At 46.4% G+C, this 19,488-nt stretch carries 20 protein-coding genes; 19 read left to right on the forward strand and 1 reads right to left on the reverse strand.

What is annotated here, in order from left to right:
• Positions 1 to 224 precede the first annotated feature (224 nt).
• The 18 genes from smc (at position 225) to MKX46_RS25230 (ending at position 18,138) form a co-directional block, all read left to right on the forward strand.
• Positions 225 to 3,794, forward strand: a complete 3,570-nt coding sequence (gene smc / locus MKX46_RS25145; protein ID WP_165147625.1) for a chromosome segregation protein SMC — start codon at positions 225 to 227, stop codon at positions 3,792 to 3,794.
• Between the two features lie 38 nt (positions 3,795 to 3,832).
• Positions 3,833 to 4,849, forward strand: a complete 1,017-nt coding sequence (gene ftsY, locus MKX46_RS25150; RefSeq protein WP_025721714.1) for a signal recognition particle-docking protein FtsY — start codon at positions 3,833 to 3,835, stop codon at positions 4,847 to 4,849.
• A 165-nt stretch (positions 4,850 to 5,014) separates the two neighbouring features.
• Positions 5,015 to 5,665 (forward strand): PAQR family membrane homeostasis protein TrhA, encoded by a 651-nt coding sequence (gene trhA, locus MKX46_RS25155; protein WP_025721713.1) that lies wholly within the window; start codon positions 5,015 to 5,017, stop codon positions 5,663 to 5,665.
• Positions 5,666 to 5,831: 166 nt separating this feature from the next.
• On the forward strand, positions 5,832 to 6,200 hold the full coding sequence (locus MKX46_RS25160; protein ID WP_029514999.1) for a putative DNA-binding protein: 369 nt from the start codon (positions 5,832 to 5,834) through the stop codon (positions 6,198 to 6,200).
• Positions 6,201 to 6,251: 51 nt separating this feature from the next.
• Positions 6,252 to 7,628, forward strand: coding sequence for a signal recognition particle protein (ffh, locus tag MKX46_RS25165; RefSeq protein WP_069011393.1), 1,377 nt, complete (start codon positions 6,252 to 6,254; stop codon positions 7,626 to 7,628).
• A gap of 66 nt (positions 7,629 to 7,694) precedes the next feature.
• Positions 7,695 to 7,967 (forward strand): 30S ribosomal protein S16, encoded by a 273-nt coding sequence (rpsP, locus tag MKX46_RS25170; protein WP_013309862.1) that lies wholly within the window; start codon positions 7,695 to 7,697, stop codon positions 7,965 to 7,967.
• A 23-nt stretch (positions 7,968 to 7,990) separates the two neighbouring features.
• Complete coding sequence (locus MKX46_RS25175; RefSeq protein ID WP_013309863.1) at positions 7,991 to 8,221, forward strand: KH domain-containing protein; 231 nt, start codon at positions 7,991 to 7,993, stop codon at positions 8,219 to 8,221.
• Positions 8,222 to 8,318: 97 nt separating this feature from the next.
• Positions 8,319 to 8,834 carry a ribosome maturation factor RimM gene (gene rimM, locus MKX46_RS25180; protein ID WP_013309864.1) on the forward strand — a complete coding sequence of 172 codons (516 nt, stop codon included), beginning with the start codon at positions 8,319 to 8,321 and terminating at the stop codon, positions 8,832 to 8,834.
• Positions 8,834 to 9,652 carry a tRNA (guanosine(37)-N1)-methyltransferase TrmD gene (gene trmD / locus MKX46_RS25185; protein ID WP_209948026.1) on the forward strand — a complete coding sequence of 273 codons (819 nt, stop codon included), beginning with the start codon at positions 8,834 to 8,836 and terminating at the stop codon, positions 9,650 to 9,652. The genes rimM and trmD overlap by 1 nt, the downstream gene beginning before the upstream one ends.
• A gap of 224 nt (positions 9,653 to 9,876) precedes the next feature.
• A complete protein-coding gene (gene rplS, locus MKX46_RS25190; RefSeq protein WP_010346403.1) occupies positions 9,877 to 10,221 on the forward strand; it encodes a 50S ribosomal protein L19 in 345 nt (114 codons plus the stop codon).
• Positions 10,222 to 10,322: 101 nt separating this feature from the next.
• A complete protein-coding gene (gene lepB, locus MKX46_RS25195) occupies positions 10,323 to 10,949 on the forward strand; it encodes a signal peptidase I (protein ID WP_029514995.1) in 627 nt (208 codons plus the stop codon).
• Between the two features lie 86 nt (positions 10,950 to 11,035).
• The gene (gene ylqF, locus MKX46_RS25200; RefSeq protein ID WP_029514994.1) at positions 11,036 to 11,896 is read left to right on the forward strand and encodes a ribosome biogenesis GTPase YlqF; all 861 of its coding nucleotides are present in this window, start codon (positions 11,036 to 11,038) and stop codon (positions 11,894 to 11,896) included.
• A 210-nt stretch (positions 11,897 to 12,106) separates the two neighbouring features.
• Positions 12,107 to 12,754 (forward strand): ribonuclease HII, encoded by a 648-nt coding sequence (locus tag MKX46_RS25205; protein ID WP_318626675.1) that lies wholly within the window; start codon positions 12,107 to 12,109, stop codon positions 12,752 to 12,754.
• 90 nt (positions 12,755 to 12,844) lie between these two features.
• Complete coding sequence (locus MKX46_RS25210) at positions 12,845 to 14,971, forward strand: DNA ligase (RefSeq protein ID WP_341071973.1); 2,127 nt, start codon at positions 12,845 to 12,847, stop codon at positions 14,969 to 14,971.
• Entirely contained in the window at positions 14,968 to 15,267 is a 300-nt protein-coding gene (locus MKX46_RS25215) for an EscU/YscU/HrcU family type III secretion system export apparatus switch protein (protein WP_023988176.1), read from the forward strand. The genes MKX46_RS25210 and MKX46_RS25215 overlap by 4 nt, the downstream gene beginning before the upstream one ends.
• On the forward strand, positions 15,267 to 15,650 hold the full coding sequence (locus MKX46_RS25220) for a YraN family protein (protein WP_039274735.1): 384 nt from the start codon (positions 15,267 to 15,269) through the stop codon (positions 15,648 to 15,650). The genes MKX46_RS25215 and MKX46_RS25220 overlap by 1 nt, the downstream gene beginning before the upstream one ends.
• Positions 15,651 to 15,805: 155 nt before the next feature.
• Positions 15,806 to 16,357: a nitroreductase family protein gene (locus tag MKX46_RS25225; protein ID WP_134904001.1), complete on the forward strand. Its 552-nt coding sequence runs from the start codon at positions 15,806 to 15,808 to the stop codon at positions 16,355 to 16,357.
• A 161-nt stretch (positions 16,358 to 16,518) separates the two neighbouring features.
• Positions 16,519 to 18,138, forward strand: coding sequence for a YifB family Mg chelatase-like AAA ATPase (locus tag MKX46_RS25230; protein WP_445671749.1), 1,620 nt, complete (start codon positions 16,519 to 16,521; stop codon positions 18,136 to 18,138).
• Positions 18,139 to 18,418: 280 nt separating this feature from the next.
• Here the strand turns inward: MKX46_RS25230 and MKX46_RS25235 are convergent, their stop codons facing one another.
• The gene (locus MKX46_RS25235; RefSeq protein ID WP_209948033.1) at positions 18,419 to 18,847 is read right to left on the reverse strand and encodes an organic hydroperoxide resistance protein; all 429 of its coding nucleotides are present in this window, start codon (positions 18,845 to 18,847) and stop codon (positions 18,419 to 18,421) included.
• Between the two features lie 147 nt (positions 18,848 to 18,994).
• Between MKX46_RS25235 and MKX46_RS25240 the strand changes: the two genes are divergently transcribed.
• Positions 18,995 to 19,465: a MarR family winged helix-turn-helix transcriptional regulator gene (locus MKX46_RS25240; protein ID WP_209948035.1), complete on the forward strand. Its 471-nt coding sequence runs from the start codon at positions 18,995 to 18,997 to the stop codon at positions 19,463 to 19,465.
• The last annotated feature ends 23 nt before the right edge of the window (positions 19,466 to 19,488 follow it).

The following is a 19,488-nucleotide window of genomic DNA, read 5'->3' on the forward strand; positions in this document are numbered from 1 at the left end:
AAGCAGGGGGCACAAAGTAAGAGCAAAGGGCAGTCCGCGGGGAGTCCCGGCCCGTAATGGCGAATGGACTGCGTTTTGCTCTTTTTTCGTGGCTTGCTGGTGTAATGTGAGTGTTGGTACTGTGCTTTAAACAAGCTAGTTTATGCTACAATAGGGATAATTCATATCAATCAGGTAAACGGTGTTGTACAAGCATATTTGAAATGTTAGAGGTGAGATTGAGCATGTTTTTAAAGCGCATTGAGCTGGCGGGCTTCAAATCGTTTGCAGATAAAACGGAAATGGAATTTGTCCGCGGCATTACGGCAGTCGTCGGACCCAACGGAAGCGGAAAAAGTAATATTTCCGACGGGATTCGTTGGGTGCTGGGCGAACAGAGTGCCAAATCACTGCGTGGCGGCAAAATGGAGGACATTATTTTTGCAGGTAGTGATGCTCGTAAGGCTGTTAATTACGGTGAAGTATCGCTTACGTTGGATAATGAAGATCAGGCGTTGCCTCTGGATTTTGGTGAAGTTACGGTAACGCGACGTGTACATCGAAGTGGGGATAGTGAATATTTCATTAATCGGCAATCATGCAGACTCCGAGATATTACAGAGCTGTTTATGGATACAGGGATTGGTAAAGAAGCTTATTCCATTATTGGGCAGGGACGCATTGAAGAAATCCTAAGTACTCGATCTGAGGATCGTCGAGGTATTTTTGAGGAAGCCTCGGGTATCGTAAAATATAAATCCCGTAAAAAAGATGCGGTTCGCAAGCTGGATGAGACGGAGCAAAATTTGCTGCGTATTCACGATTTAGTTAGTGAACTGGAGGATCAGATTGGACCGCTTAAGGAGCAGTCAGAAAAGGCGATTCATTTTAAAGAGCTACGCGGTGAATTGAAATCAAAAGAAATCTCTATGTACGTCCATCAAATTGAACAAATTCATACTTCGTGGAGCGATGCGACTTCCAAATTAGCTTTGCTGCAGCAGGAGCAACTTCAGTTGTCTACGGTGGTCTCCCGCCATGATGCGATGCTGGAAAGCGACCGCAACGAATTACGCCAGCTGGAAGAGCAAGTAGAACAGTTGCAAAGGGATCTGCTGCAATACAGTGAAGCGACGGAGAAAAGTGAAGGCTACGGCGAATTGCTCAAAGAGCGCACACGCAATCTGGCGGCTAATCGGGAACAACTGATCTTATCACTTAGTACAAGCGAATCACGGCATTCCGAGCGCAAGAGTGAACTGGATCAGCTGAACGAAAAGCTGTCTGCACTGAATGTAGAGCTTGACGAGTTGCGTGCGCGGCTGTCTGACGAAGAGGCAAAACTGATTGGAGTTACAGGCGGAATCAGCCAGGAGCAGGAAGAAAGTCTAAAGGGTGGTCTGCTGGAGCTGATGAATCAGATGGCGCAGGCGCGTAACGAAATCCGTTATACAGACCAACAGAAGGAAGCATTGGAACGGCGTGTGACTCGCGTAAGTGACGAATCCGGCAAATGGGAAGCCCAGAAAGTACAACTTGAACAGCGCAAAAAGGGATTGGAAGCTGCGGTTCAGAAGCTGGGGCAGGAAATCAGTAGTTTGCGTAGTGGCTATATTCAGGGAAGTGAAAAGTACCAGGCCCTGCAAAAACTTTTGGAAGAAAACCAGGGTACAGTTCGTAAATGGGAACAAAAACGTGAGGCTCAAATTTCACGGCGAGATACAATGAAGGAAATGCAGGATGACTTTGACGGCTTCATGCTTGGAGTTAAAGAGGTATTGAAGGCTGCACGAAAAGAAACCTTGCACGGTGTGCATGGAGCGGTAGCAGAGCTGATTCGGGTGCCTGAGCATTTAGAGCAGGCGATGGAAACCGCTTTGGGTGCTTCAGTTCAGCATATCGTGATGGAAAATGAATCCGTATCCAGACAGGCAATTAGTTTTCTAAAGCAACGTCAACTGGGCAGAGCAACATTTTTGCCTATGGATGTTATCCGCCCGCGTCAAATCGGCGCAGGAGAACGCCAAATTGCAGAAGGAGCTGAAGGCTTTGTCGGGATCGGTGCTGATCTTGTTCAGTATGATGATCGATATGCCGGAATTGTAGGCAGTCTTTTGGGGAATGTGGTCATTGCTCGTACGTTGGAAGACGCAAACCGTATTGCGGCTCGTTGCCAATATAGATACCGCGTTGTCACTTTGGAAGGCGATGTTGTCAATGCAGGGGGTTCCATGACTGGTGGAAGCCAGTTCAAGAAAAATGCTAATCTGCTTGGACGCAAACGTCAGTTGGATCAGTTGGATCAAGACATTGTAGATACGGAGCAGCAAATTGCAAGGTTGCGCCAGAGTGCAATAGATACCAAACGCCAGTTGGAGGAGACACAGACCCGTCTGGACGAGCTGCGTCAGGGCGGCGATGTGAAGCGCGGTGAAGAGCAACAGATGGCAATGGAACTTAAGCAACTGGAGCATGAACTTCGTCATGTTCTGGAGCAGGTCGCTGCGTCTGGTCAGGAGAAAAAGGGCTTTGATCAGGAAATCAAGGAGCTGGAAACTTCCCGGGAAGAAGCGTTGGTAAAGTTAGCTGCGCTGGAGGAAGAAGAAAAGAAAACGCATCAGGCCATTCACGCTGCTGAATTCGCCCGTAAAGCCAACGAATCTGCCAAAGAGCAGTTGCAGGGAGAGCTCACGAATCTCAAAGTAAGAGAAGGAAAGCTGGACCAGGAACGCTTTTCATTGGAAGAGCAGTTGCGCAGATTGCGTGGGGATTATGATACTCTTGGTAAGGATTCAAGACAAAACAAAACGTTACTAGCTTCCATTGAAGCAGATTTGCTGACCAATGAGCAGGAGACTGTGAAACAGATTGAAAATCTCAATCAATACCGTTTGAAAAAAGAAGAAGCTGCACAACAACTGGAATTCAAGCGGGCTGCACGCAGCAGCTTGTCCAAAAAGCTTGAAGTGGCTGAAAACGATACAAAAGAACAGCGAATTCAGCTCAAGTCAGTGGAGGAGTTGCTTCGTCAAACGGAAATTGGAGTAAATCGACTTGATGTGGAACTGGAAAACGTTCTGAAAAAATTAAGTGATGATTATGAACTCAGTTATGAGTTAGCCAAGCAGCGTTACCCTATACCGGAAGATATTGAAGGTACGCAGAGCGAGGTGGAAAGGCTCAAACGTGGTATTTCCGCGTTGGGTGAGGTGAACCTGGGCGCCATTGATGAATACCAGCGTGTGCATGAGCGTTATACGTTTCTTGATGAGCAAAAGTCTGATTTGGTGGAGGCCAAGACAACACTTTATCAGGTTATTCGTGAAATGGATGAAGAAATGTCCAAACGCTTTAAGACTACGTTCGATGCTATTCGGCGCGAATTTGGAACGGTATTCTCCAAGCTGTTCGGAGGCGGACGTGCTGATCTCGTGTTACTTGACCCGGAACGCTTATTGGAGACGGGAATTGACATCGTAGCTCAGCCACCGGGCAAAAAACTGCAAAACTTGCAGCTACTGTCGGGCGGTGAGCGTGCGTTAACAGCGATGGCGTTACTATTTGCCATTTTACACGTTAAACCTGTTCCATTCTGTGTACTCGATGAAGTAGAGGCTGCATTGGACGAAGCAAACGTGGTGCGTTTTGCCCAGTATTTACGAGAATTCTCGGAGCAGACACAGTTCATTGTAGTCACACACCGCAAGGGCACAATGGAAGAATCTGATGTGCTGTACGGGGTTACGATGGAGGAAGGCGGGGTTTCCAAACTCGTATCTGTCAAGCTGGACAACGATGAAGCTGAGATTGCCTGACATTAAACAACATACTTTCAGACCAACGGAGGGAATCCATGAGTTTCTTTAGGAAATTGAAGGAAAGCATTGCAAACAAAACTGAATCGGTCACAAAACAGTTCAAAGATGGATTGGAAAAAACACGTAAAGGTTTTGTTGAAAAAGTAACGGACTTGATGATTCGCCGCAAAAAGATTGATGAGGAATTTTATGAGGAACTGGAAGAAATTCTGATCGGAGCGGACGTAGGCGTCAACACGGTTATGAACCTCATTGAAGACCTGCGAGAAGAAGTGAAAAAGCGCAAAATTGAAGATGCATCCGAATTACAGCCTGTATTGTCGGAAAAGCTGTCCGAGTTGCTGCGGGGGAATGACAACAGTCAGCTCAAAATGAGTCCTGACGGAATTACAGTCATTCTATTCGTGGGAGTCAATGGCGTCGGCAAAACGACAACCATTGGCAAGTTAGCTCATCGTTTTAAACAAGAGGGAAAAAAAGTATTATTGGCTGCCGGAGATACGTTCCGGGCGGGTGCGATCGAACAGTTGGAGGTATGGGGCGAGCGGGCAGGTGTAGAGGTTATTAAGCAGCAATCCGGTTCCGATCCGGCTGCAGTTATGTTTGATGCCGTACAGGCTGCCAAGCAGCGACAAGTGGATGTTTTGTTGTGTGATACCGCAGGACGTCTTCAGAATAAAAGCAATCTGATGGAGGAACTGAACAAAATTTTCCGTGTGATTCAACGCGAGATTCCAGATGCTCCTCATGAAGTGTTGTTGGTACTTGATGCGACGACTGGACAAAATGCACTTAACCAAGCCAAGCTGTTTGGTGAGAAAAGCGGTGTAACCGGGCTAGTACTAACGAAGTTGGATGGTACAGCGAAGGGCGGGATTGTTGTGGCCATCCGTCAGGAGCTGAATTTGCCTGTTAAGCTGGTGGGCTTAGGTGAAAAAGTGAATGATCTTCAACCGTTTGATTCCGAGCAATTCGTTCATGCGTTGTTCGCGGGGTTGATTCAGGAAGAGACGGTCGAAGCAACTGCTACAGGCGAGGAAGAACAGAACTGATACGTTTAAAGTGGGCTTTCATGCTACGTTTGGGATAACTAAGTAGCCATCCTGTTGCTGTTCAAGTTTGCCCAGATGTATAATGAAAGCAAGAGGTCTGTCGATGTCGTATATGTAATGTATCTTGTATGTAAAATATAAATCAGGAAGCCGGGTGAAAAACCGATGGCAAACACCTATACCTACTCCCGACGGGAAGAAGTAGCCAACGCCATTACACATGGAATTGGAGCCGTTTTAAGCGTGGCAGCGCTTGTGTTGCTTATTGTTTTTGCTAGCATGAAAGGAACCACTTGGCATGTCGTCAGCTTTACGATTTACGGGATTACGATGCTGCTGTTGTACACTAATTCAACGTTGCTTCATAGCCTGCGTGAAGGAAAAATGAAGGATTTGTTCGAAATATTCGATCATTCTTGCATTTACCTGTTCATTGCAGGTAGCTACACCCCGTTTATGCTCGTTGCACTGCGAGGTACTCTGGGATGGACACTGTTTGGAGTGATTTGGGGGATTGCACTGTTCGGTGTGTTGTTCAAGGCGTTCTTCACCAAGCGCTTCCTGTTTATGTCTACCGTGTTTTACATTGTGATGGGCTGGCTCATCACCATTGCCTGGAATCCTCTGGTTGCGACTGTTCCCGCCGGAGGGATGACGTTATTGTTCGTAGGTGGCCTTATGTATACGTTGGGCACGATTTTCTATGTGTGGCGGGCATTTCCATATCACCATGCGATCTGGCATCTGTTTGTTCTGGCAGGCAGCATACTTCATTTTCTGGCTGTTCTGCTGTATCTTACTCCAGTAAGGGTTTAAGTAACAATGTGTAAAAAGTCGATCCGTACTTCCGTTTAAGGACAGTGGATCGGCTTTTTTTTGTATGACAAGGGATAACGCTTGACATCTTCTTTTCTTTTAGGTATCATAAGGAACGTTGAAAAGAACTGTAAAGTGTTTTTCCTTGACGATGGAGGTATACAAGATGAGTCAGGAGAATCGGCTGGAAAAGACAAACCGGATTAACCGACTGTTTGACTTCTATGAACCTCTGCTTACAGAGAAGCAACAGATGTTTTTAAAATATTACTTCCATGATGATTTTTCTTTAGGGGAAATTGCATCGGAATTTCAAATTAGCCGTCAGGCAGTATATGAACATATTAAACGTGCTGAACAGGTATTGGAAATGTACGAGGAAAAGCTTGGTTTGCTAAGTAAGTATGAGCGCAGAATCCAAGATCTCGATGAATTAAATAAGACGTTGTATGAGGCATTCGGTAAAATCAGTGAGTCCGATGAAGGTACTCTGCAACATGTCCATCAAATTGTAAATCGCCTGCAGGAACTGTAGGACATATAGATTAAGAACAAACAACCCTGGTAGACAAGGAGGTGCGAAAGTATGGCATTTGAAGGATTATCGACTCGCTTGCAAAATGTATTCAGTAAACTGCGCGGTAAAGGAAAAGTGTCTGAGGATGATGTAGCTCAGGCGATGCGCGAAGTACGATTAGCTTTGCTTGAGGCGGACGTTAACTTCAAGGTTGTAAAGGACTTTATTGCCAAGGTAAAGGAGAAATCCGTTGGTAAGGAAGTGATGGACAGCTTTACGCCAGGCATGGTCATCATCGACATCGTGAACAAGGAACTGACCGAGTTGATGGGTGGCAGTCAGGCCAAGCTTGCCAAAGCAAACAAACCGCCTACGGTCATTATGATGGTGGGTCTCCAGGGCGCAGGTAAAACGACGACATCTGGTAAACTGGCGAAATTGCTGCAAAAGCAAAATCATCGCCCATTGCTTGTAGCTGGTGATATTTATAGACCAGCCGCGATCAAGCAGCTTCAGGTTCTTGGGGAGCAGATTAATACTCCTGTATTTACTCTGGGAGATCAGACAAGCCCAGTGGAAATCGCAAAACAGGGTTTGCAGCATGCTAAGGATAATGGAAATGACTACGTTATTATAGATACTGCCGGTCGTCTTCATGTTGATGAAGAGCTCATGGAAGAGTTGCGCCAGATTCATACCAACGTCAACCCGGATGAAGTTTTACTGGTTGTAGATAGCATGACGGGGCAGGACGCGGTTAACGTTGCGGAGCACTTTAATACTAGCCTAGAGTTAACGGGAGTTGTACTGACAAAGCTGGATGGCGACACTCGTGGTGGTGCAGCTTTATCGGTTAAAGCTGTAACGGGATGTCCGATCAAGTTTGCTACATTGGGTGAAAAGCTGGATGCGATGGAGCCGTTTCATCCTGAACGGATGGCTTCACGGATTTTAGGTATGGGTGACATGTTGTCCCTGATTGAAAAAGCGCAGTCCAATATCGACGCCGATAAGGCGAAGGAAATGGAACGGAAAATGCGTAATGCCGAGTTTACTTTCGAAGATTTTCTGGAGCAAATGGATCAAGTTAAGAAGCTTGGCCCAATCGACCAGATTCTTGATATGATTCCCGGTATGGGCAACATGAAGCAAATGAAAGATATCAAAGTGGATGACAAACAGATGGGCCGAATTGAGGCTATCGTTCATTCTATGACCACACAGGAGAAGCAAAACCCAGACATGATTAATCATAGCCGTCGCAAACGTATTTCTGTAGGCAGTGGAACATCACTGGCTGAGGTAAATCGTCTGATAAAGCAATTTGACGAAATGCGTCGCATGATGAAGCAGTTCTCAGATATGATGGGACCTAAGGGTGGCAAAAACAAGGCTATGAAGCAGTTGAAGAGTATGGGTAAAGGTATGAAGTTTCCTTTCCGCTAAGGCCAATAGGCCCTTGGAATTATGGATAACAATATACAGTCTACTTTTTGAAGGAGGTGAATTTTCGTGGCAGTTCGTATTCGTCTGAAACGTATGGGTGCACATAAAGCTCCTTTCTATCGCGTCGTGGTATCTGATTCTCGTTCCCCGCGTGACGGTCGTTTTATCGAAGAAATCGGTTACTACAACCCAATCACAGTACCAGCGGTTGTAAAAATTGATGAAGATAAAGCGCTGAAATGGTTGCAAGATGGTGCACAAGCATCCGACACAGTCCGTAACTTGCTTAGCAAAGCGGGCGTAATGAAAAAGTTTCATGAGTCTAAACTACAGAAATAAGGTGCTGATACGGAGGGTCAACCATGGAAGAATTAGTGATAATCATTGCTAAGGCTTTAGTCGATCATCCGGAAGATGTAACCGTGAAGACCTTGGAGAAGGATCGGCTTGTTGTATATGAGCTTAGTGTACATCCTGAGGATGTAGGCAAGATCATTGGTAAGCAGGGTCGTATCGCCAAGGCGCTTCGCACTGTGGTTGCATCAGCAGCCGTTAAGATGGATAAACGGGTTACCGTAGACATCATATCTTAAAGATATACGAAAGTGGGTTAGGATGTATGTCCTAACCCTTTTTCGTACATGATGAAGATGATATGGAGCGGGACCGATTACAAGCAGGAGGAACACGATGCAACAATTGTTTAATGTCGGAAAAATTGTGAACACCCATGGAATCCGTGGGGAGCTAAAAATATTAACGACGACAGATTTTCCAGAGGATCGCTTTGCAAAAGGCAGTGAGCTTTTGATTGTTCCGGCTGAAGGTAAAGCACCGATCCCCGTAACTGTTGAAACAGCGCGTTTTCAAAAAAATATGGTTGTCGCTAAATTTAAGGAATATCACAATATTAATGAAGTTGAAAAATATAAAGGTACATTGTTGAAGGTATCTGCTGAGCGGTTAGGCGAATTGGAAGAAAATGAATTCTATTTTCATGAAGTAGTCGGCATGGAAGTGGTGACCGAGGACGGAAATGAGCTCGGCGTGGTCAAGGAAATTTTGACTCCGGGAGCCAATGACGTATGGGTAGTCAAAATGCCTAAAGGCAAGGAACTGCTATTGCCGTATATAGAAGATGTTATTTTGGATGTAAACGTGCGTGAAAAACGAGTTACGGTACGGTTAATGGAAGGTCTGCTGTAATGCGGGTGGATGTGCTGACCCTGTTTCCAGAGATGTTTGATGGAGTATTTAATGCAAGCATTCTGGGAAAAGCAAGGGATAAGGGAATTGTATCACTGCAAGCGGTTAATTTTCGTCAGTATGCCGGCAACAAACACGGACAAGTGGATGATACGCCCTATGGCGGTGGGGGCGGCATGGTTTTGAAGCCTGACCCTATTTTTGCTGCTGTGGAAGCGCTGTTGGATAAATCAGAGCAACCAACATTAGAGACTGCCGATGAAGTTAACCAACTTGAAGGGGTAGAACGTAACACAGACATAAAATCTCCGCGTATCATTTTGATGTGTCCACAAGGCGAGACTTTTACGCAAAAGAAAGCGGAAGAGCTGGCTAAAGAGGACCATCTTATTTTTATATGTGGGCATTACGAGGGTTATGATGAGCGTATTCGAGAGCATTTGGTGACGGATGAGCTTTCTATCGGAGATTATGTATTGACTGGTGGTGAGCTTCCAGCCATGACCGTCATTGACAGTGTGACACGGTTGCTTCCAGGAGTTCTGGGGAACGAAACGAGTGCGGTAACGGACTCGTTTAGTACGGGGCTGCTGGAATACCCCCATTATACCCGGCCTGCGGAGTTTCGGGGCTGGAAAGTACCCGATGTACTCCTGTCAGGGCATCACGTCAATATTGATTCTTGGAGACGACAAGAGGCGTTACGTCGCACGATGGAACGCCGACCGGATCTATTGGAACAAGCTGAACTGACAGGCAAGGAGCGTGTGTGGATTGAGGAGCAACGCAAAGCTGAATTTTTGGAAGACAAGCATTAAAACGCTTTAAACATGAGTGGATTTGAAAGCAGGCAGTGACCTGTTCTATAATAAAGTCAATTAAATAATGTTTGGTCAAATCCCTTTTTGTTGTTGCAATGCGGTATCCTCCATGATACAATACATCTGTTGTGTGTAATACGGTGGTCCTCTGTGGATGATGAAGGAAACGGTTGTGTTTCCAGAAGAAGCATGAACACCTGTACGGAAGGAGGGAGTCATAGATGAATATCGTCCAAGCGATCACTGAAGAACAACTGCGTAAAGATTTGCCTAACTTTCGTCCTGGTGACACTTTGAAAGTGCACGTGAAAGTTATTGAGGGAACTCGTGAGCGTATCCAGTTGTTTGAAGGTGTTGTAATTAAACGCCGTGGTGGTGGAATCAGTGAGACTTTTACAGTTCGTAAAATTTCTTACGGTGTAGGTGTGGAAAGAACTTTCCCGCTTCATTCCCCGAAAATCGATAAAATCGACGTGGCTCGCCGTGGTAAAGTGCGTCGTGCGAAGCTTTATTATCTTCGTGAACTGCGCGGTAAAGCAGCGAGAATTAAAGAAATTCGTCGTTAATACAACGAATAACGAAAGGGGCTTGGTTACAAGCTCCTTTCGTTTTTTCTACGTACATAGGGAACTGTGGATTATTGACCGTAAAGAGAGGACAGTGAGCTATGGAGCAAGAAGTAGGACAAGGAGCTGTACAGCAGCCAACTGATCAGGATGGTACGCCCAAGCGTAAACCAAAAAATGAGATTTTTGAGTGGCTCAAGGCCATCATTATTGCGTTAGTGCTTGTCTTTTTAATCCGCTGGCTTCTCTTTAAGCCGTTTATTGTGGATGGCCCGTCGATGCAGCCTAACTTTCATACCGGAGAACGCGTCATTGTGAATGAGATTTTGTATGATTTCCGTGCCCCTAGACCAGGCGAAGTGATCGTGTTTCATGTGCCGGAGGAAGGAAGAGACTTTATCAAACGCGTCATTGCCGTTGAAGGAGATACGGTCAAGGTAGAAGGTGACACAATTACAGTAAATGGCAAGCCGATTCAGGAATCTTACCTGAAAGCTCCTTTGGAAGAAGCGCATCAAAATGGCGAGCTTTACAACAAGTTTACAAATTTTCCAAATGAGAAGTTTAAGGATGGAAAAGTTCCGGCTGGGCATATTTTTGTAATGGGAGATAACCGTTCCAATAGTACAGACAGTCGGATGATCGGATATATTGATTTGAAAGAAGTCGTGGGTCGGGCTGACGTTATTTTCTGGCCGGCGAAAGATATGCAGTGGATTAACCACTAGAATAACTAATAAGCAGCATAGCTGCCGTAATCCTAACTAAGAGCCTAAGAGTAAAAGTTGGAGTTACGCACAATGGGGTGATGACGGTGACGATTCAATGGTTTCCTGGTCACATGACCAGAGCGCGCCGCCAAATTGAAGCAAAATTAAAGCTGATTGATTTGGTTATTGAGCTGATTGATGCTCGATTGCCGCTCTCCAGCCGAAATCCAATGATTGATGATATTTTGCAAGGCAAGCCGCGAATGATTATATTGAATAAAGCAGATTTGGCGGACCCCGTAGTATCACAGCAATGGATTGCCTACTTTAAGGAGCAGGGGCATGTGGCCTTACCAGTAGATGCCACAACTGGAACGGGGCTAAAAGAAATCCCGATTCAGGCTAAGCTGTTGCTTAAGGAAAAGATAGATCGGCAGATTCGGAAGGGAATGAACCCGCGTCCTATGCGTGGGTTGATTGTTGGTATTCCGAATGTCGGTAAATCGACATTGATCAACCGAATGGCGGGACGTAATATTGCAGCTACGGGTGACCGTCCAGGGGTAACGAAGGCACAGCAGTGGATCAAGATCGGTGAAATTGAATTGCTGGATACACCAGGTATTCTATGGCCTAAATTCGAGGATCAGAATGTAGGCTATCGTCTGGCTGTTACAGGTGCGATCAAGGAAGAAATTCTGAATGTCGAGGATATTGCTTTTTTTGCGACTAAATATTTGGTCCAGTACTATTGGGATGTAATGGCAGAGCGCTTTGAGCTCACCAAACGTCCTGAAGATACAGAAAATCCTGATGAAATTGTCAACGTCATGGAAGCGATCGGACGTAAACGCGGCTGTATTGTTAGCGGCGGACGTGTGGATCTTGAAAAGGCGTCAAAAATCATTTTGCGTGAGCTGCGTGCAGGGAAGCTGGGACGGTTCAGTCTGGAAGCTCCTTACTGATTCTACAGGTACACCGATACAGAACACAGCATTTTGTAGCAAGGAAGAACCTTCCCCATCTCTCCGGAGAGGAGGAAGGTTTTTTTTGGTATTTGAAGGCAGTTAGAAAAGGGTTTTGGACGGTGAAGGTCTGTGGTAAGCTGAATTCAATCGCTAGAGCTACGGCATGAATGACGCGTTAAACTATATATAGATGGGAAGGTATTGAATATGGAAGATAAAGAGATTGTAGTGAAGGACATGCTACATTATGAAAAAAAATGCTGGGAGCAGTCTTGTGAGCGGATTGCAGGTATTGATGAAGTAGGTCGTGGATGCCTGTTTGGTGATGTTGTGGCCGCAGCAGTCATTTTACCAGTGGGTGAGTTACTGGAAGGTGTGGATGATTCCAAAAAATTGACGGATAAGAAGAGAGAAGCGTACTACGAGCTGATTATGGAGAAGGCCATTGCTGTAGGAGTTGGCTATGTAGATGCGCAGACGATTGATGATATCAATATTAAGCAAGCAGCTCGTTTGGCTATGAAGCAGGCTATTGAGGCTTTACATGTGTCTCCTGATTATTTACTGGTGGATGCAGAAAAGGTAGATGTGCCTATTCCTCAGCTCGCTATTATTAAAGGAGATGCGAATAGTCAGTCTATTGCGGCGGCCTCTATCATCGCCAAGGTAACCCGTGATCGGCTGTGCAAAGGTGAATGGGATGCGAAGTATCCGGAATATGGGATCGGTATACATAAAGGTTACGCTACCAAGTTGCATAGGGAACAAATTTTGGCGCTAGGACCTACAAAGATGCATAGACGCAGCTTTCTGGGCAATCTGTTGACGGAGCAACCGACGCTGTTTGATCTGTGATTACTTATTATGAATCGGGACAATGCCGATATAAAGGATAACTAATACCATAAGCCCCTTTGAATGGGGGAGAGTGAGAGGAGGGGCGATATGAACATCGGATCTGTATTTCGTGGATTACTTGGAGATGTGAAGGCTGGAGAGGCTAAAAAGCTTGATATGCAGCCAGGTCAGGTCGTACGAGGAGTCGTGCTAAAGGTGTCTGAGGACGGCGGCGAGGCTGTGTTGCAAATACAAGGTTCTCAGGTCAGGGCAAAGCTGGAGACCCCTCTTCAACCTGGGCAGACTACAACGTTTCAGGTTCAACCGGCTTCCCCCAGCGGAATGACGGTGCTTAAACCTTTGAACGATGTGGCCAATACACCACAGCAAACCGTAGCGCTGACAGATGTATTGGAATCGGTGGGACTGCCGGATACAGCTCAGAACAGGGAGCTTATACAGGCAATGCAAAAGAATGGTGTGCCGTTGACATCTGAAAATGCGGCTTCTTTGCGAGAAGCTATGGCGAAGCAAAGTGGCAATGTACAGTTGGGAACGTTTGTGCAGGCGGCGGCAGTTGCTTTTCAGCGGGGACTTCCATTGACGGCAGAAAGCATAAACGGATTGCGTCAAGCGATGTTTGGGCCCCCTTTAAATGATCTGTTGTCTTCGCTGGAGCAAGAACTTGAAGCGGTGTTAAAGCAGCAAGGACAGGGAACGCCTACTGACCGTTCAGTAGGGGAAGCAAGCACAATAAAAAGCACTGACCGAACGTCAGTTAGTCCAACAGGCACTTCTTCTGTGGTGATTGCAGATGGACAGGAAGGCCAAGCTTTAACATTGTCCAAGGATGCTTCTGCCTCTGCTGCTACAAAACAGGCAGAAACAGGACAACAAGCCACAGGTGGCAAGGAATTGTTAAAAGGGACTCAGGCAGCCAATCTCGCTGCTACAGTAAGCGAAGCGAGTGTTTTGACTACAGATTCGGATACTTCGGCGGGATCTACTGCATTTGCATCCAACGGGACTGCTTCAGAAGAACCGCAAGCAGTTAGCGGGCGAGGAGCGACAGTGGTATTGGATGCTGGTGCCAATGCGGCTGAATCGGGCGCTGCTGATGCATTAAACGGCTCCCGCGTCAAAGCGGAGCAACAACAGCAAGCTACTGCGGCAGGTACGCAGCTTAAGGATGCCGATGGTGCTCCAACTCCGGCCACGGCAGAGCCTACGGGGACGAAGTCTGCCTTAAACGCAGTCATGGCAGACCGTCCTTCCGCACAGCAAGCCGCTGGCTCTACGCTACCATCCGCGGCGAACAACGTTACTGCGCCAGAGGCGCCGCTCCAGCGGCTGCGCCTCCTGCTGCAAGAGCTGCGTGCAGCCGTGCCACCCGAACTGAGCACGGCTGCACCAGACCAGTCCACGGGAGAGGTAGCGCAGCCGGCGGTTGGCGCCTCGCGGACTGCGGATGCCGCTGCTTCACAGCCTGCGGCATCCAGCCCGCAGCTCACCCCCACGGAGGATCCGTGGGTGGGCCGCGTACTGAAGCTGCTCGGTGCAGAGCATGAGCAGCAAGTGCACCGCGCGACTACACAGGTCGCGCAAGGGGCGACGGCACGTATGGGGTCGCCAGAGGGAATGCCCCAGACACTGCCGGGATTAGCGGCTACGTCAGGCGACACAGTGTCAGCAGACGCAGCCACCGTAAAAGGTGCGCTGCTCCAGCTGATGAGCAGTGACGACCTGCCGCCCGCTTTGAAAGAGGCGGCTCAGCAGGTTGTACAGCACCTGACAGGTCAGCAGTTGCTGCTCAATACAGACCGAACGGCGCCTTTTGCACAAGTACACATGTTTATACCGTTCGTTGGACCGGACGGTCGTGAAACAGCTACGATCCAGATTCAGTCTCGCCGCGGCAAACGGGGAGAACTGGACGCCTCCAACTGTCGTCTTTGGTTTGATTTGGACATGAAGGGGCTTGGACGGACCCTGGTAGATGTCCAGGTTGTAGATCGGATTGTAAGTGTCAAGCTCCATAATGATCATGAATGGGCGGCATCGTTGTTAACCAGTGGGCGTGAGTCCATTCACACAGCATTGGAGTCACTAGGATACCAACTTCTATCGCTTCGTACCGAGCCCATGCCTATAAGGACTGAACAGAACAGCCTCGTCTCTTCTGAAGTACAAAGCTATGTACCTCAGCCGTATAAAGGAGTCGATCTTAAAATATGAAAGAGCCGTTGGAGCCTCCTTCTCCTTCCATAAAGAAGGCGGTCGCCCTTAAATATACGCCTGGTGAGAGCGAAGCACCGATTGTCGTTGCCAAAGGGAGCGGCCGTATTGCGGATAGCATTTTAGAAAAAGCTAAAGAACATGGTGTTCCGGTACAGGAGGACGCTGCGCTGGTTGAAGTACTATCCAAACTTGATTTGGACGAACAAATCCCTGCTGAGCTCTATCAGTTGGTGGCAGAGGTGCTTACCTATATTTATCAAATGGATCGACTTGCATCAAGGGATGACTGGTGATGAGGAATGAGATGAAGGCTGGAGGCAAGGATCAACGGAAAGCCAAAGGAGCGATGGGCGAAGAGGCAGCGGCTTTGTTTTTAGAAAACTTGGGTTACCGTATCATAGAGCGTAATTGGCGATGCCGCAGTGGTGAAATAGATCTGATTGCCAAGCAGGAGCATACATTCGTGTTTATTGAGGTACGTAGTCGTAGTAGCTCCAAATATGGAACGCCAGCAGAATCAGTTACTGCGCGTAAAATAGCCCAAGTTCGCCAAACAGCTGCTGTATATTTGCATATGAATGGGATTGGAGATGCTCCAATCCGCTTTGACATGATTTCTGTACAATTAACTGACGAAAAGGCAGTTGTTACGGACCATTTAATAGGTGCATTTTAAAAGAGTAAGAGCTTTTGCGAAGGTAAGAGTGCGGGACTGAATTCAAATGTGCAGGTTGACAGAAAGGAAAGCTACAGGTATATTTTATTGAGAATAGTTATCATTTTCATCTTAAAATGAATATCGAGAAGTTGTACCTGTGAAGGAGGATTTACGTGACAAAGCATACCTTTAGTGAACATGTCATAGATGTAATTCAGGAACGTCGAACGATTAAACGATTTAAATCCGACTCCATTCCGGTAGATACAATTAAAGAACTGTTGGACGTCGCTGTGTGGGCTCCTAATCATAAAATGCGTGAACCGTGGCGTTTTTTGTTGTTTGCTGGCGAAGGACGGAAAAAGCTTGCAAAAGCCATTGCAGCCGATATTGGTAAAGACAACAAGTTTGAGAGTGGAATTCTGCACAACCCGATTCAGCTTTTAGTGGTGATGGAAGAAGATCCGCGTCAAGCGGTTTGGGATGAGGATTTTGCAGCAGTAAGCGCGCTTGTTCAAAACTTTATGCTTGCTGCATGGAGCAAAGGGATCGGAACGTTTTGGGTGACAAAGCCATTTTTATACTCGCCTAAGTTCCGTGAACATTTGGGAATCCAACCGGGTGAGAAGGTAATAGGAATGATATATGCAGGCTATCCTGACGTTATCCCAGAATCAAGGCCACGTACTCCGGCAGCCGATAAGCTGACCTTGTTTGACAAATAATCTTTCGTTAGATAAACTTAGTCAAGAATTTTGAAAGCATGTTCGGAGCTAAAATTAGAACATTATATTTGCAATAAATGAAAATTTGGAAGCACCTTTTTTCATATAGGCAATGATTCCCGAGAGGGACATTTCAATATGAGGAGAGGTGCTTTTTTGATATGTATGGAAAATTACATGGAGCTTGCCTATATGGGATAGATGGCGTTCTGATCGAAGTTGAGACTGATTTGTCCAATGGCTTGCCTCAGACCGCAATTATCGGATTGCCAGATTCAGCGATTCGAGAGGCAGTAGAGCGTGTGAGAGCAGCAATCAAAAACTGCGGTTTCAAATATCCGTCCCAGCGTGTCACGATTAACTTAGCTCCTGCAGATTTGCGTAAGGAAGGCTCATCTTTTGATCTTGCTATCGCTTTAGGCTTGCTGACAACCAGCGGACAGGTTGTTTTACCAGTAGGGGAACGAACGCTGTTTATTGGCGAGCTGGCACTGGATGGCAGCATTCGTCCTGTAAATGGGGTGTTGTCTATGGTTGATCTGGCCAAGCGAGAAGGATTTGATTCCGTGCTGCTTCCTCAAGAAAACGCAAGCGAGGCTCGTCTAATTGCGGATATACGTATTTACGCTATACGCCATCTGGTGGATCTTATCCCGGTTAATGAGCATGTACAAGACACCCCGGACGGCCAAGTGACCAATCAAAATTGTACTGCCAGTAAACAAGTTATAATCCATTCCTATGACCATTTATCCCAAGCAGAGCATATAGCGTTGTGCGAGCAAGAGGAACTAGCCAGTAATATGGAGGATTACAGCGATGTGCTGGGTCAGCTACACGCCAAACGTGCGTTAGTTATTGCTGCAGCAGGAATGCATAATATTTTGCTTATGGGGCCGCCGGGTGCTGGAAAAACGATGCTCATCCGCAGATTGTCCTCTATCCTGCCGCCTTTGACTGAAAAGGAGTCGCTAGAAGTGACCAAGGTATACAGCGCAGCTGGAAAATGGAAGAAGTCATCGCCCCATCTCATGCATGTTCGTCCCTTCCGTTCGCCTCATCATACGATCTCTGCTGCTGGATTGGTAGGCGGAGGAGGCATACCCAAACCAGGAGAAATCAGTCTTGCACACCGAGGGATTTTATTTCTGGATGAACTGCCTGAGTTTAGCCGTCATGTACTAGAAGTACTGCGCCAACCTTTGGAAGACCACAATGTCACGATCAGTCGTTCACGTGCTGTTTTTAAGTATCCGGCGCATTTTTTACTTGCTGCCTCTTTAAATCCGTGCCACTGTGGCTTTTTCGGAAATGATACGGAACATCAGCGCTGTACCTGTTCACCTGCAGCAGTAGCCCGCTACCGTTCACGTATTTCCGGTCCACTGCTGGATCGGATCGATCTTCAGCTTGAAGTATCGCAGCCGAAGGATTGGCGGGAGGAAAAAGAATCACTGTCGTCTGCTGATATGAGAAAGCAGGTGTTGGCTGCTCGAGCAATACAAATCCGCAGATACAGCAAGCTTCCTTTTTCATGGAATAGTGAGCTGTCCGGTCAGCTGCTGCGTAAATATGCGGTATTAGAACAAAATGCAGCGGAGTTGCTTGACCAGACGATGGATGCACTTGGTTTAAGCATGCGTGCGTATGATCGAATTCTCAAGCTGTCCCGCACCATTGCAGACTTACATGAGTCAGAGAAAATTACGACTTCACATGTGGCTGAAGCTATTCAATACCGCCAGATGGATAGAGCAAATTCCAATTTTCCCGAAATGTAAAAAGGCGATAAAATTAGCAGATACAGCACGATCATTTTTATGAAAAAGTTTTTCCAAAGGATATGTATACGAGAGAAAACGGAAATAAGGACAAAAAAAAGCTCCAGGCAAAAAGACCTGGAGAAGCAAAAAAGATTATGACAATAGTGATTATACTATGAGTATATCAATTTCGTATATACGATTATGCATCATCTCCCATGTTACTTGATGGAAAAACAACAAGCCCCTCGACCAATACGGTTCAGGGGCTTGTTGTGAAATTCATTCTAACTCTATGTTACAAAACGTTCAGTTTCACTTCAATATTTCCGCGGGTAGCGCGGGAGTATGGACATTGTTCGTGCGCGCCTTCCACCAGTTTTACTGCAGTTTCATGATCGACGCCTTTGACCAGTATGTCGAGGTTTACTCCGATTCCGAAACCACCGTCTTCCACTTTGCCGAAATGGACCGTAGCCGTTACTTCAGTACCTTCATGCTTAACACGTTGCATGCGGGCAACCATATTTAAGGCACTATCAAAGCAAGCGGAATAGCCTGCTGCGAACAATTGCTCTGGATTCGTACCAGCACCGCCTGCGCCGCCCATTTCTTTTGGGGTATCAATATCTAAACGAATTTCAGGGGAAGAAGACTCGATATAACCGTTACGTCCACCAACCGCTTTTACTGTTGTTTCATACATTTTTTGTTGAATGGTCATCATAATCCAATCACTGCCTCTCGCTTAACTTATATTTTACACAATTTAATTTATCAAAATAATTATTGTTTGTAAAGTATTTTATGCAATTAGAATGTACTTTGCTATATAATGTGCTAAAATAATGACGAAAGTAGGTGACTAGACAGTATGGAAAATAACTTCAATGAACACGCAGCGTTGAAACTTGATAATCAGTTATGCTTTGCCATATATGCATGCTCCAGAGAGATTACGAAGCTATACCAGCCTTATCTGGAAAAGCTCGGTGTGACGTACTCACAATATTTGGTGCTAATCGTGCTCTGGGAGCGTGAAGAGTGTACAGTGAAGGAATTAGGTGAGGCACTATATTTGGACTCCGGCACACTAACTCCGCTATTGAAGAGATTGCAGAACGCCGGGCTGATCGATCGAAAGCGTTCCACTCAGGATGAGCGTAAGGTGCTGATTTCTTTGACGACAGAGGGAATCGCATTACGGGAAAAAGCTCTGTCTGTACCTGGATGCATCCAGGAAAAAACAAGTATGACCCATGATCAATTTGGGTCGCTTCTGCTCCAATTCAATGATCTGCTCGATCGTGTTCATCAAGCGAATGTACAAATCGAAAAATCATAAGGTATTTTCAGTTGCTCTGCGAA

Origin of the sequence: Paenibacillus sp. FSL P4-0113 (assembly GCF_038009305.1) — a bacterium.
In the GTDB taxonomy this organism is placed as follows: domain Bacteria; phylum Bacillota; class Bacilli; order Paenibacillales; family Paenibacillaceae; genus Paenibacillus; species Paenibacillus polymyxa_D.